The 14,189-nt window shown below is 69.3% G+C and carries 10 protein-coding genes; 1 reads left to right on the top strand and 9 read right to left on the bottom strand.

Going from position 1 to position 14,189, the window contains the following annotated elements; translation table 11 throughout:
- Positions 1-62: 62 nt before the first annotated feature.
- Positions 63-479, top strand: a complete 417-nt coding sequence (locus tag L6Q67_RS05605; protein WP_296566544.1) for a hypothetical protein — start codon at positions 63-65, stop codon at positions 477-479.
- On the opposite strand, the gene L6Q67_RS05600 is transcribed toward L6Q67_RS05605, so the two are convergent.
- The 9 genes from L6Q67_RS05600 to L6Q67_RS05560 all read right to left on the bottom strand — a co-directional run bounded on the left by L6Q67_RS05600 (position 463) and on the right by L6Q67_RS05560 (position 14,011).
- Positions 463-759, bottom strand: coding sequence for a hypothetical protein (locus L6Q67_RS05600; RefSeq protein ID WP_296566542.1), 297 nt, complete (start codon positions 757-759; stop codon positions 463-465). The genes L6Q67_RS05605 and L6Q67_RS05600 overlap by 17 nt on opposite strands.
- Positions 760-891: 132 nt before the next feature.
- Complete coding sequence (locus L6Q67_RS05595) at positions 892-2,802, bottom strand: PAS domain-containing hybrid sensor histidine kinase/response regulator (protein WP_296566540.1); 1,911 nt, start codon at positions 2,800-2,802, stop codon at positions 892-894.
- The gene (locus L6Q67_RS05590; protein WP_296566536.1) at positions 2,799-4,091 is read right to left on the bottom strand and encodes an HD-GYP domain-containing protein; all 1,293 of its coding nucleotides are present in this window, start codon (positions 4,089-4,091) and stop codon (positions 2,799-2,801) included. The genes L6Q67_RS05595 and L6Q67_RS05590 overlap by 4 nt, the downstream gene beginning before the upstream one ends.
- 56 nt (positions 4,092-4,147) lie before the next feature.
- Positions 4,148-4,804: an LUD domain-containing protein gene (locus tag L6Q67_RS05585; RefSeq protein WP_296566533.1), complete on the bottom strand. Its 657-nt coding sequence runs from the start codon at positions 4,802-4,804 to the stop codon at positions 4,148-4,150.
- Between the two features lie 6 nt (positions 4,805-4,810).
- On the bottom strand, positions 4,811-6,214 hold the full coding sequence (locus tag L6Q67_RS05580) for a LutB/LldF family L-lactate oxidation iron-sulfur protein (RefSeq protein WP_296566528.1): 1,404 nt from the start codon (positions 6,212-6,214) through the stop codon (positions 4,811-4,813).
- A 1-nt stretch (position 6,215) separates the two neighbouring features.
- A complete protein-coding gene (locus tag L6Q67_RS05575; RefSeq protein ID WP_296566525.1) occupies positions 6,216-6,971 on the bottom strand; it encodes a (Fe-S)-binding protein in 756 nt (251 codons plus the stop codon).
- Between the two features lie 29 nt (positions 6,972-7,000).
- Entirely contained in the window at positions 7,001-10,219 is a 3,219-nt protein-coding gene (locus L6Q67_RS05570) for a CHASE domain-containing protein (protein WP_296566523.1), read from the bottom strand.
- A 190-nt stretch (positions 10,220-10,409) separates the two neighbouring features.
- Positions 10,410-11,327, bottom strand: a complete 918-nt coding sequence (locus L6Q67_RS05565) for a universal stress protein (RefSeq protein WP_296566522.1) — start codon at positions 11,325-11,327, stop codon at positions 10,410-10,412.
- On the bottom strand, positions 11,324-14,011 hold the full coding sequence (locus L6Q67_RS05560; protein WP_296566519.1) for an HAD-IC family P-type ATPase: 2,688 nt from the start codon (positions 14,009-14,011) through the stop codon (positions 11,324-11,326). The genes L6Q67_RS05565 and L6Q67_RS05560 overlap by 4 nt, the downstream gene beginning before the upstream one ends.
- Positions 14,012-14,189: the final 178 nt, after the last annotated feature.

The following is a 14,189-nucleotide window of genomic DNA, read 5'->3' as shown; positions in this document are numbered from 1 at the left end:
TGCCTTCTGCCCGTATTCTTGCCGTCATTCCGATGTGCCGACCCAACCGAGACCCTGAGCCCATGTGGACCCTGCCGGACCCTGCCTTTCGCACCCGTGTCAGCCTGATGACCCTGATGGGAAGGCTTGCCCTCGCCAATGTCGATGCGGCCCAGCGCATGCAGTACCTGGTGAGCAGGCTGGCCCTGGGGGCCAGTGACAGCTATCTGCGCACCCATGCCTTGCCGCATGGGGATGTGCTCTATACCGCAGACCGGGCGGAACTCGAACAGCGTGTCGGGCTGATGGCCGAAGCCGGTGCCGAGGGCTGTGTGACCATCGTCCGGGGCCTCATCGAGGAGTGCACCCAGGCCCACATCCGCTGTATGGAAGAGTTGTTCGGATTGCGGACGGATGTCGAGCCTGTGCTCCAGCTGGCCTTCTCGGCCGGCACGCGTCTGCCGTCCATGGGTTTTCCCAGTTTCAGCGCAAGGGGATGACCAGCGGCGGAATGCCGATCACCACCGACGGTTGCGGTGTGTAGGCGTAGCGCGGCGGCGGGGCGTAGTAGGGGGCGGGCTGATAGACCACACGCGGGGGGCGGTAATAATCGCGGTAGCCGTCGTGGCGATGGTGATGCTTCCAGCCATGGTGACGTTCGCTGTAGTCATGGCGGTGATGGCGATCGCGGTCACCGCCGTGGGCGCTGGCGCTCAGTGACAGGCCGAGCCCGAGGCTGGCCAGCAGGCTGGTGATGATCAGGTGACGGATGTTGCGCATGGTCCTCTCCTCGTGCCCCGGCTGGGGTGGAACGATTCAAGGATAGCGAGCTTGGGTCCGGCGGGTCGGCCGGTTTTGTAAGCAAATCTGTGTCGGGCGGCGGCTGGATTGTGTCTTCCGGCCGTGTTCTTTTCAGTTGTCGCCGTTGCCCTGGCCGGCATGGTGGGCGGCAATCAGGATCTGGCGCCAGCGCTGGATGGCCTCGGCGAGGGCTTCCCGGGCGACCGGCTTGACCACGTAGTCGTTCATGCCGGCGTCCAGGGCGGCCTGGCGCTCCTCGCTCATGGCGTCGGCGCTGACGCCGATGATGTACGCCTTGTTACCGTCTGCCCGCAGGGCCTGGGTGGTGGCGATACCGTCGAGCCTGGGCATGCGGGCGTCCATGAATATCAGCTCGAAGTCGGCTTCCGCGCAGCGCACCAGGGCTTCCTCGCCGTTCTCGGCATAGACCAGCTCGTGGGCACCGAAGCGTTCGAGCATACGGCCGAGGACCAGGCGGTTGATCGGGTTGTCCTCGACGATCAGGATGCGGGTGTTCTGGCGCAGGATGGGGCGCGGGGCTTCGGGGGCGGTGCTTTCCTCGGTGGCGGCGCTCTCCAGGCTCACCGTGAACCAGAAGCGGGAGCCGCTGCCTTCCTCGCTGTCCACGCCGATCTCGCCGCCCATCAGCTCGCACAGCATGCGGCAGATGGCCAGGCCGAGGCCGGTGCCACCGTAGCGCCGGGTGGTGGACATGTCGGCCTGCTCGAAGGGCGTGAAGATGTGCCGGCACTTGTCGCTGGCGATGCCGATGCCGGTGTCGCTGACCGTGAAACGCAGGTGGGTGCGGCCTCCGTCGCCGGGGCTGGCCGCCACATGGATGCCGACGTGGCCCTGGGCGGTGAACTTGAAGGCATTGCCCACCAGGTTCATCAGTACCTGGCGCAGCCGGGTCGGGTCGCCGATGAGCACCCGCGGGGTGTTGTCGCTGACGGCCACGCTGAAGTCCAGGGTCTTCTCCCGGGCTTTGGGGCGGAACAGGCGCTCCACGTCGGCCACCAGCTGGCGCAGGTCGAAGCAGACCTGCTCGAGGCTCATCTTGCGGGCCTCGATCTTGGAGTAGTCGAGGATGTCGTTGATGATGCCGAGCAGGGCTTCACCGCTCTTCTGGATGGTGCTGATGTAGTCCTTCTGCTCGGCCGAGTGGGGGGCCATTTCGAGCAGCTGGGCCATGCCGATGATGCCGTTCATCGGGGTGCGGATTTCATGGGACATCATCGCCAGAAAGTCGCTCTTGGCCCGGCTGGCGGCGGTGGCGGCGTCACGGGCGGCGATCAGGGCCTGTTCGGCGCGATGCCGCTCGGTCACGTCGGTGACGCAGAACACCCTGCCGATGACTTCCTCGTCGTGGCGTGCCGGGCGCGCGCTGAGCTCGAAGATGCGCCCGTCCCGCAGGGGCAGGGTGTCGAAGGTTTCGTTGAGGCCCTGGCCGGTGAGCAGGCGGCGCAGCACGTCCGGTGCCTCGACGGCCTGGATCAGGTGGCCGAGCAGGGCGGCGTCGTCATGGCGGGCCAGCAGGTCTTCGGGCAGCTGCCACAGGCGGGCCAGGCGACGGTTCATGTTCACCACGCGGCCTTCCCGGTCGAGCACCAGGATGCCGTCGGCCGTGGCTTCGAGGGTGGCGCGCAGGCGCGAGGCCATCAGGGCGAGCTCGTCTTCGGCACGCTTCTGGGCGCCGATGTCGGTGGCCCGCACCAGGATGCCTTCCGGAATGCGCCGGATGTTCTTGCTGGCCGACAGCAGGCTGTCGTCGGCGCGGCGGTAGAGCCCCTCCATCACCTGTTCGTCGATGACGCCGCCAGCCCGCACTTCCTCCCAGAAGAACAGGTCGGCCAGGGCGCATTCGATGTCGGTGATGGACATGCCCACGAGAGCGTCGGCCGGGTGACCGAGCAGGCGGCCGGCCGCCGGGTTCGCTGCCAGGATGAGGAGGCTGTTCGGGTCCACGAGCAGCAGGATTTCTTCTGCCGCGGCGAGCAGGGCGTCCTGGTAGGCGGCGTTCATGGGTTGCGCCCCTTCCGTGAATCGGCGTCGAAGTAGTAGGTCACGCGCTTGCGCGGGCTGAGGTATTCATACACTTCCGGGGGGAGCTGGATGGGGCGCAGGGCCTTGGCGATGTTGATGTCCGGCTCTTCTTCCAGGTCGAGCATGATGGCTTCGTCCTTGGGGATGTCGGGGTCGTAGACCGTGACCCACGGGCGCAGGGGCTTGGCCGGATTGACGGAGGAGACCAGGGCGAGGGCGTCGTTGGAGAGCTTGACCACGGTGCCGGGGGGATACACGCCGAGACAGCGGATCATGACCTGCAGGGCCCGGGTGTCGAACTTGGCACGGCGCTGGGCGAACATCAGGGACAGGGCTTCATGGGGCGTCATGGCCTTGGCCAGGTCGGCGGGGTTGCACAGGTTGTCGTAGTAATTGACCAGGGACACGATGCGCGCCAGGGGGTCGATCTGGTCGCCCTTGAGCTTGTTGGGGTAGCCGCTGCCGTCGGCCAGCTCGTGGTGCTGGGCGATGATGCGCAGCACCGGATCGGGCAGCCCGATCTGCTTGCCCAGGCGCACGCCGTAGTCGCAGTGGAGCTGGCGCAGGTTGCGTTCGGGGGCGGTCAGTTCGTGGCGCGGGCGGGCCACCCGGTCGGGAATGTCGTTGAGGCCGATGTCGTGGAGCAGGGCGCCGACGCCGAGGATCTGGCAGTGGGCCCGGGCGAAGCCCAGCTCCTTGGCCAGCATCATCGACAGGATCGAGCAGTTCAGGCCGTGGTAGTAGGTCTCCTCGCCGCCGGCATGTTCGCCGATCACATGGAGGGCCACCTCGGGTTGGTCGAGGAAGGCGGTCACCATCTGGTTCACCAGCTCGTCCACTTCCTCCAGGCATTCCTTGGGGCGGGCGAAGAGGTTCTTGCCGATGTTGCGCATCACCCCGGCGGCCTTCACCAGGGCTTTTTCCACTTCGATGACCTGCCGTTTGCGCTGGGCCAGGCGGGCGATGCGCTCACGCTTGCTGGCCAGGGCAGAGCTGTTGGCGGGATCTTCCACCTCCGCTTCGGTGGGCGGGGCCGAGGCCGGCGGAGCGGCAGTCAGGCCGCGGGGTTGTACGTCGGAGCGGTCGGGGTCGTAGCGGAAGTGCTTGACCCCCAGGGTGCGCAGGGTCGCCAGCTGCTCCGCCGAGCGGATCTTGAAGCTGTTGAAGCTGAACGGATGGCTGAACCAGGGCAGGTCGATATGGATGAACACCCCGACGCACAGCTGGTCGGGGGTAAGGACGAAATCCTGGTGTGAAGCAGGCGGCATCGGACGGGGGCCGGTGGCGGACGATAGCTGCTATTTCGGCGGCGGGGCGCGGAAGTTTAGGCGGCCGCTGCGGATCCGTCCGCCACCAGCAGCACGTGCACGCTGCGCGGGCCGTGGGCGCCGAGCTGGATGGTGAGCTCCACGTCGCCGGTGCGCGAGGGGCCGGAGATGATGTTGGTGGCCCGGGGCAGCCCGCCGGGCAGGGCGCGCAGCAGGGCCCAGGCGTCTTCGAAGTGGCGCACGATGCGGCCGGCCGGCAGCACGATGAGGTGGTGGTCGGGCACGAAGTTGAGGGTCGTCGGGCTGTCGGGACCGGAGGCGAGGATCAGGCTGCCGATCTCGGCGATCCCGGCCAGGCAGGGGGTCACCGACATCTGCTCGTCCACGCCGGAGGGGCCGGGATGATGGGTGAAGCCGGCGGGCCAGGGCAGCCCGGCCAGGGGCCGGGCGACGGCGGCGTGGGGCGGCAGGCCATGAGCCTCGCGGTAGGCGTCTACAGCGGCCGGGATGGCGTCGAAGCTGCTCACCCGGGCCACCGTGCCCGAGCGGCTCTCGAAGCGGGTGACGAAGCGCCCCACCGGGTCTTCATCGAAGGCGATGCGGGTGTGGGTCGGGCGACGTGCGTCGAGGGCTGCCGCCGCCGCGTCGGAGAGGGGGCCGCGGCCAAGGGCGGCGCGGATCTGCTGGAGGATGGTGCTACGGGATTCGGGCATCGGATCTCAGGTCTTGCGGGCCTGCCACAGTTCGAGAAAGGTCTTGCCCTCGGGGGCGGGCAGATCGCGCAGGGCCGTCCAGCCGCCGGCGAAGGGCAGGTGCCGCAGGCGCCCTTCACGGCCGCCGAGGCTTTTCAGGGCCCGGGCGGCGAGGCGGTTGGCAAACTGGTAGAGCCCTGGCCGTTCAGCCACGAAACGCCACACGCCAAGGGCGCGGCGTTGCACTGGCGGGCTGATGCCGCGCTGGTGCTGCTGGTGGCGCAGCTCGCGGAGCAGCTCGGGCAGGGGGATGCGCACCGGGCACACCGACTGGCAGCGGCCGTTGAGGGTGCAGGCGTTGGGCAGGTCGTAGGTGGCGTCGAGGCCGACAAAGAGCGGGGTGAGCACCGAGCCCATGGGGCCGGGATAGACCCAGCCGTAGGCGTGCCCGCCCACCGCGCCGTACACCGGGCAGTGGTTCATGCAGGCGCCGCAGCGGATGCAGCGCAGCATGTCCTGGAACTTGCCGCCCAGCATCTTCGAGCGGCCGTTATCCACCAGCACCACGTGGAATTCCTCGGGGCCGTCCACATCGCCGGGGCGGCGCGGGCCGGTGGACAAGGTAGTGTAGGTCTCGGTCTCCTGCCCGGTGGCGCTGCGGGCCAGGATGCGCAGGAACAGGCTGACATCCTCCAGCGTGGGTACGATGCGCTCGATGCCGCTGGTGACGATATGTACCTTCGCCAGGGTCTGGGTCAGGTCGCCATTGCCTTCGTTGGTGACGATGATGGACGAGCCGGTTTCGGCCACCAGGTAGTTGCCGCCGGTGATGCCCACGTCGGCCTTGAAGTACTTGTCGCGCAGCACCAGGCGGGCCTCTGTGACCAGGTCTGCGACGGTGGTCTTGCGCGGCCCGCCGTGGGCGGCCTCGAACAGGTCGGAGACCTGCTCCTTCGTCTTGTGGATGGCCGGGGCGATGATGTGGGAGGGGGGCTCCTTGGCCAGCTGGATGATGTACTCGCCCAGATCGGTCTCGACCACGGTGTAGCCGCGTTCTTCCAGGGCCGCGTTGAGGTTCACCTCCTCCGACACCATGGACTTGCCCTTGGTGATGGTCCGCGCCTGCACCCGCTCGCAGATGCCCAGGATGATGTTGCGCGCCTCCTCGGCGTCCCGGGCCCAGTGCACATGCCCACCGGCGGCGGTGACGGCGCTGTCGAAGCGTTCCAGGTAGTGGTCGAGGTTTTCGAGCACGTGGTTCTTCACGTCCCGGGCCTGGTCACGCAAGGCCTCGAACTCGGGCAGGGCAGCGACCAGCTCGGCGCGCTTGTTCACGAAGCCCTTGCGCGACTGGCCGAGGGCCTGGCGCAGGGTGGGGTTGGCCAGGGCGATGACGGCCTTTTCCTTGAAGCGCGGGCTGCTGACGTCCATCTCAGCGCTCCCCCTCGCCGATGCCGCCACCCGTGGCCATGCCGGCCAGCACTTCGGCGGTGTGGAAGACCTTGAGCGTCGAGCCCTGGCGCCGCAGCCGTCCGGCCATGTTCATCAGGCAGCCCAGGTCGCCGCCGAGCAGGGTGTCCGCGCCGGTGGCGGCCACGTTGGCCAGCTTGTCATCCACCATGCGCCCGGAGATCTCCGGGTATTTCACGCAGAAGGTACCGCCGAAGCCACAGCACACCTCGGCATCCTGCATCTCGGTGAGCTGCAGCCCTTCCACCGAGCCGAGCAGCAGGCGCGGCTGGGCCTTGACGCCCAGGCCGCGCAGGCCGGAGCAGGAGTCGTGGTAGGTCACGGTACCGGTGTAGGCGGCTGCCACCTTGCTCACGCCGCACACGTCGGTGAGGAAGGACAGCAGCTCGTGGCTGCGGGCGGCCAGGGCCTCGGCGCGGGGGCGCCAGGCCGGATCGCCCTCGAACAGTTTCGGATAGTCGTGGCGCAGGGTGGCCATGCACGAGCCGGAGGGGCCGACCACGTAGTCGAAGCCCTCGAAGGCCGTGATGACCTGCTTTGCCAGCGCCCGGGCGGCATCGAAATCCCCGCTGTTGTAGCCGGGCTGGCCGCAGCAGCTCTGGGCCATGGGCACTTCGACGGTACAGCCGGCATCTTCCAGCAGCCGGGCTGCGGCAAAGCCGACCGTGGGGCGGAAGAGGTTCATCAGGCAGGTGGCAAACAGGCCGACGCGGGGCATGGGGAGAGTCCTGGAAAGAGACGGTGGTGTCAGGTGGTGCCTGGCCGGGTCTCACTCAGCCAGCGCAGCAGGGTGACGTAGAGCAGATTCGGGTCCACCGGTTTGGCGATGAAGTCGTCCAGCCCGGCGGCGCGGCAGGCCTGGCGGTCTTCCTCGTAGGCATTGGCACTCATGGCCACCATGGGGGTGCGGGCGTGCCCGGGCAGGGCGCGGATCTGCCGGGTGGCCGCCAGGCCGTCGAGGACCGGCATCTGGATGTCCATCAGGATCAGGTCGTAGGGCTGGGCGGCGGCCATGCGGACGGCCTCCTCGCCGTTGCCGGCCAGGTCGGTGTCGAGGCCGAGCACTTCGTGCAGCATCTCCATGCCCACCTCCTGATTCACCACGTCGTCCTCGACAAAGAGGATGCGCCGACCCCGGTAGTGGGTGCGCAGGGCCAGCTCGGCCTCCAGGCCGCTGGGGCCGCTGGCGGCCTCGTCACCCGGGCAGGCTTCGGCCTTGTGGAGCCGGACGGTGAACCAGAAGAGGCTGCCCGGCCCCGGGTGCTCGCCGATGCCGATCTCCCCGCCCATCAGCCTGACCAGGCGTTTCGAGATGGACAGGCCCAGGCCTGTGCCGCCAAAGCGTCGGGTGGTGGAGCCATCGGCCTGTTCGAAGGGCTCGAAGATGCGCTGGCGGGTGTCGGGCGCAATGCCGATGCCGTCGTCCTCCACCTCGATCCGCAGCTGCAGGGTGTCGCCGTTGTCGGCGGCAATGTCGGCGCGGATGCGGATGCCGCCCCGGGTGGTGAATTTGATGGCGTTGCCGACCAGGTTGAGCAGCACCTGCTGCAGGCGCAGCGGGTCGCCCAGCAGGGGCTGGGTGGCCAGGGCCGGGGCGATGCGGATGTCCAACTGGAGCCCCTTGGCCGCCACTTCGGGGCCGACCAGGCTGGCCACGTGGCTGCTGATCGTGTCGAAGCGGAAGGGGAGGCTCTCCAGGGGCATCCGTTCGGCCTCGATGCGGGACAGCTCGAGAATGTCGTTGAGCAGTTGCATCAGGTGCTGGGCAGCCCGCCCCACGCTGGCCAGCTTGTCCTTCTGGGCCGGGTCGGTGTTGCGGCGGGAGAGCATGTGGTTGAGCCCGATGATGGCGTTCATCGGAGTGCGCAGCTCATGGCTCATGTTGGCCAGGAAGATGCTCTTGGCGCGGCTGGCGCTTTCGGCCGCCTCCTTGGCGATGGAGAGGTCGGTGGTGCGGGCGGCGACCAGCTCTTCCAGGTGGTCCCGGTGGCGCTTCAGCTCGGCCTCGGTGAGCTTGCTGGCGGTGATGTCACGGGCCGTGGCGTAGATGTAGCGCTGGTCATCGGTGTGGACCACGGCGGTGGCGATGGTGACCGGAAAGGTGCTGCCATCCTTGCGCCGGTGGGTGGTCTCGAAGTGTTCGCCCCGACGCAGATCGAGGTTGGTGCGGTGGGCCGACCAGCGTCTGGCATCGAGGCCCGGGTCCACGTCGTGGATGCGCAGCCGGGTCAGCTCGTCCCGGGTGTAGCCGAGCATCTGGCAGGCGGCCGGATTGACCCGCACGATGTTTCCGTCCTCGTCGATCCAGTAGGTGCCGTCGGAGGAGCGATCCACCGACACCATGATCAGGGCCAGCTCCCGGTTCTTGGCGGCGATGTCGGCGGTCTGCTCTTCGACTTTGCGCTGGATGGTGGCGGTTCGGCCGGTCATGCCGAGCATCAGGGTCTGCAGCAGCGCCGCGAAGAGCAGGCCGACAACGCCCACGGCCCAGGCCACCCATGGTCGGTTCTGCTGCAGGTAGGCGTCGCTGGCCTGTACGTCGAGCTGCCACTGGCGGTCGCCCACTTTGATGTGACCCTGCCAGTTGGCCCGGCTCGGCCCGATGGGGCCGGCGGCGTGGCGCCGGGTGGTGAGGGGGCCGGCCAGCGGGTCGGTGAGGCTCAGGGAAAGACCGTTGGGTATGGCCCCGTGGATGGCGGTCTCCACCAATGTGTCGAGCCGGAGGACGGCAACTGCGAACCCATGCAGACGCGTTTCGTTGTCACCGGCCCGGCGGTGGTGATAGGCCGGGGCGAGCAGGAGCGCCGAGCGCTCGCCGTCCACGTCCTGGATGAGCCGGATGGGCGCGGTGACGGTGATCGAGCCGCCTTTCTGCATGGCCCGATGGACCGCGTCGCGGCGCAGCGGCTCGGAGTTGATGTCAAAACCGAAGGCCGCGAGATTGGCGGCCTTGGGCACGATGTGGCTGACCGGCACATGGAAATCCCGGCGTGCCGCGGTGACGCGCTCCCCGTCGGCGTTGCGTTCGGTGATGTGGAACGCCGGCAGGCCGAGGCGCAGGGCCATGTCCCGCTCGAAGCGGGTGCGGTGGGCGTCGGGTACGTAGGCGTTGAAGCTGAGGGCAGAAATGTCCGGGTTGTCCTGCAAGGTGTAGAGGGTGTAGCGCTCAAACTGTTCGGGGGAGAGATTCGGGTCGATCTCGATCAGGCGGCGCAGCGCCTGCAGGGCCTCCTGGTGAGCCAGCAGGCGATCGCCGATGCGGTTCTGGAAGGCCTGGGCGTCAGCATTCAGGCGGTCGGCCTGGTTCTGCTGCTCCCAGCGCCCGGTGAAGTAGATGGCCACCCCCACGCAGACCAGGGTGAGCACCATCGGCACCGCCATCTGCTGCAGGCGGGAACGCCACAGGGGAACGCGCTGCAGCAGCAGCGACAGGCACAGGGGCGCGAAGGTGAGCACCCCGAGGGTGTCACCGACGAACCAGTTCCACCACGCGAAGGCCCGTACTGCCGCCGGCAGGACGTCCAGGGCGGCCAGGCTGACGATGCCGATGCTGGCTGATACCAGGCAGGCCACCGGCCCGCCGATGAGCAGGAAGAGGACCACATGCCGCTCATGTTCCAGCCGGTGCCAGCGCTTGCCCTCCATGCGCCGGATCAGCAGGCGCCCGATCCAGGCCTGGGCCACCGCGCCGCTGGCGATCAGGGCCGCGGCGGCAAGGGTGGTGCCGGACAGGCTGCCGCTGCTCCATGCCAGCGCGCTGTTCAGGCAGGCGGAGCCGAGCCAGATGCCGGGCAGGGCACGCGGGCCGAGGATCAGGGTGACCGCCAGCGCCAGCCCGGACGCAGGGAAGATCGGGCTGGCGTAACCCGGCGCGATGGCAAAGATCAGCCCCAGCCATCCCAGGGCCAGGTAGGCCAGGGCAACGACCAGTGTCCGTCCGGTTTCGGCGAGGGGGTGTGGTTTCAAGTGCAGGGCACGCCGCGGCTGGGCGGTGCGCCGGTTTCTGTTTAGGCGGTGTCGAGTCTAGGTCAGAACCGGGGCGCGTGTCTTGATCTGTGCCCATTGGCAGGCGAAGTCCGTGCACGATGTCCTGCTGGGGCTGAAGGCCCCGGCAACCTGCCCGGGGGGGCGGCGAGGTGGTCGCGGGGCCTTGAGCTCAGAGTGGGGTGTGTTCGACGCGGCGCGGGTCGGGCACCACCAGCACGTCGCACTGGGATTCGTTGAGGATGCGCTTGGTAACGCTGCCGAGGAGCAGCTCTTCGGTCAGTTCGGTGCCGTGCTTGCCCACCAGGATCAGGTCGGCGTCCTGCTCCTGCTCCTGGGCGATGACCTGCTGGGCCGGGTCGCCGCGGGGGACTAGGACGGAGTACTGCCCGGCCTCCAGTCCGGCCGCGGCGGCGAGCACATGCAGGCGCTGCAGTGATTCTTCGCGCTGCTTGCGGCGGTAGGCGTGGATGGCGACCTGGTCGACACCGGCGAGGGTGAGCTTGCCTTCGAAGGGTACGTTGAAGACGTGGATCAGGACGATGTGGGCGGTGGGCACGAGGCGCCGGGCCAGGCGCACGGACTGGACCGAGCCGGGGGAGAAGTCCACCGGGGCGAGAACCCGGCGATAGGGTTCGTGGGGCGGCTGCTTGACCACCAGGACCGGGCGCGCGGCGGTGCAGCGCAGCAGGCGCGAGGCGGTGGATCCGAGCAGTCCGTGGCGCAGGAAGGCCTCGCCGCGGGCGCCGACCACCAGCAGGTCGGCGTCTTCGGCGTCGGCGCTGGCGGTGATCACGTCGACTGGTGCGCCGGCCTCGATGCGCAGGCTGGCAGCGACGCCCCGGTGATGGGCGGGGTCGGCGAGGAGGGCGCCAAGGCTGTCGCGGGCGGCGTCCTCGAGGCGCTGCCCGATCTGGGCGCCACTGTCGCCGAGCAGCCCGCGCAGGGTGTCGAGGGGGCCCAGGTGCAGGGCGTGGAGCACGGTGTAGCGTGCGCCACTGGCGGCAGCGAGCTGGAAACCACGGTCCATGGCGTGGCGGGCGGGGGCTGACAGATCGGTGGTGGCCAGGATCTGGCGAATGGCGTTCATCGTCCTTCCTCCGGGGTTGGGGCGCCGAGGCGCAGGATGAGTTTGCGAGCTTCGTCGAGGAGCAGGGTGCTCGAGGCTACCAGCGCGGCCAAGCCCCATTCGGCGGGGGCGAGGGCCACGGTGTCGAAGACGGCCTGGGCCGGTGCCCAGTGCACCACCAGCCCCTGCAGCCCGACGACGGCCAGCAGGGCCACCCATAGTCTGCCGTTGCTGAAGAACTGGGCGTTGAAGGCGCTCCCGTGTTCGGCCCGGGCGTTGAAGATGTTGAAGAACTGGAACAGCACGAAGGTGGTGAAGGCCAGGGTGCCGGCGAGCAGCGGGCCGCCACGTGAGAGGCCCCAGGCGTAGATGCCCAGGGTGCCGGCGGCCATGGTCAGCCCGTACAGGCCGATGCGCCACAGCCGCGGCCACGACAGGATGGCTGCGCCGGCAGGGCGGGGCGGGCGCTGCATGATGCCGGGCCGGGCGGGTTCGACGCCCAGGGTCATGGCGGGAGGGCCGTCCATGATGATGTTGACCCACAGGATCTGGATGGCCGTGAAGGGCGTGGCGAAGCCCAGGAAGGGCGCACCGAGCACGGTGAGGATGGCGCCGATGTTGGTGGACAGCTGGAAGCGCACGAACTTGACGATGTTGTCGTAGATGGTGCGCCCCTCCTCGACGGCCCGCACGATGGTGGCGAAGTTGTCGTCGGCCAGCACCATGGTGGCGGCCTCCCGGCTGACTTCGGTGCCGGTGATGGCCATGGCCACGCCGATGTCGGCGGCTTTCAGGGCCGGGGCGTCGTTGACCCCGTCGCCGGTCATGGCGACCACATGGCCGCCGGCCTGCAGGGCTTCGACGATGCGCGTCTTGTGCTCGGGGGTGACCCGGGCGAACACCGCGGCGCCCTCCACGAGGCGCTGCAGTTCGGCGGGGCTCAGGCCGTCCAGCTCGCGCCCCTCGTGCACCGAGCCGGCGAGGCCCAGCTCGGTGGCGATGGCGGCGGCGGTGGCCCGGTGGTCGCCGGTGATCATCTTGACTTGCACCCCGGCGGCCCGGCACACGCGGATGGCCTCCCGCGCCTCGGGGCGGGGGGGGTCGATGATGCCTACCAGGGCGCTCAGGGTCAGGTTGTGGGTCCAGGCATGGAGGTCGCCGGTCGGGTCGAAGTCGGCGGCGGGAATGCTTCGCCCGGCCAGGCCCAGCACGCGCAGGGCCTGGCTGGCGAGGGTGTCGTTGGCGGCCTGCAGGGCTGCCCGGGCCGGGGCGTCGAGGGGCGCCTCGCCGGCGGGGCCCAGCCAGCGGCTGGCCCGGGCCAGCAGCACATCGGGGGCGCCCTTGATCCACATGCGCACCTGGTCGCCTTCCCGGTGGAAGGTGGCCATGAATTTGCTGTCCGAATCGAAGGGGATTTCGGCGATGCGCGGGTGGGCGGCGGCCAGCTGTGGCAGGTCGAGCCCGCCCCGTCGCGCCAGGGCCAGCAGGGCGCCCTCGGTCGGGTCGCCGATCAGCTGGTCGTCGGCGAGGCGCGCGTCGGCGCACAGGGCCGCAGGCAGCAGGGCCGGCGTCAGGTCGGGCAGCGGAGCGCCGTCGGGAGCGCTGATCTGCCCGCCGGCGGCGTAGCCTTCGCCGCTCACCGCGAGCTGGCGGCCGGCAAGGACCAGGGCCCGGGCGGTCATGCGGTTGAGGGTCAGGGTGCCGGTCTTGTCGGAGCAGATCACCGTGGTGCAGCCCAGGGTCTCGACGGAGGCGAGCTTTTTGACGATGGCCTGGCGCCCGGCCATGCGGTGCATGCCCAGGGCCAGGGTGACCGTGACCACCGCCGGCAGGCCTTCGGGAATGGCGGCCACGGCCAGGGCGATGGCGGTGAGGGCGGTGTCCATCAGCGCATCACCCCGGGCCAGGCCGGCTGCGAACATCAGCGCCACCACCACGCCGGCGATCAGGGCCAGGCGCTTGCCCAGGGTGTCCAGCTGGATCTGCAACGGGGTGTCGGGTTCGGTGGTACCGCCCAGCAGGCTGGCCAGGCGGCCCATCTCGGTGCCCATGCCGGTGGCGGTGACGACCGCATCGAGGCGCCCGCGGGTGACGACCGTGTTCATGAAGACCATGCCCTGCTGCTCGGCCAGGGGGGCCTCGCTGGCGACGGTGCCCGGATGCTTCGGGACAGGGGCGGATTCTCCCGTCAGTGCGGCCTCGGCCACCTCGGCGGCGTGGGCGTCCACCACCCGGGCGTCGGCGGCAACCCGTTCGCCGGCCTCCAGCAGAAGCACATCGCCGGGTACCAGGGTGGTGGCTTCGACCACCTGCACGGCGCCATCACGGCGGACCCGGGCGGTGGGCGCCAGCATGTCGCGGAGCGCCGCCAGGGCACGCTCCGCGCGGTTCTCCTGGATGTAGCCGAGGGTGGCGTTGAGGAGCACCACCACGCCGATGACCAGGGCATCCTTCACCTCGCCGAGCAGGCCGGCCACCCCCGCGGCGCCGATCAGCACCAGTACCAGCAGGTTGGCGAACTGGTCGGCAAAGCGCCGCCAGGCCGGGCGTGGCGGCTTGTGGTCGAGGCGGTTGGGGCCGCTGGTGTGGAGGCGTCGGGCTGCCTCTGCCGCCGTGAGCCCCTGTGCGGGATCGCAGTCGAGTCGCCGGGAGATCTCGTCGGAGCTCAGGGCGTGCCAGGGGGGCGGAGAGGGCGTAGGGCTCATGGCGTCATGCCGCGCTCAGGGGCGGTCGGATGCCCGGGGATCAATGGCGAAACCGGTGTCTTCACTGCATGGTAGGCCTGTGGGCCCTGGCGGACCAGACGGATTATTCTCATCCATGGTTCGGAAAAACCGAAGTGTCGCCCGGCGGTGTTGCGGGCCAGAGGGGGAATACAGCTGG

The organism is Zoogloea sp., assembly GCF_023150065.1.
In the GTDB taxonomy this organism is placed as follows: domain Bacteria; phylum Pseudomonadota; class Gammaproteobacteria; order Burkholderiales; family Rhodocyclaceae; genus Zoogloea.
This window is presented reverse-complemented; position numbering and strand designations above follow the sequence as displayed.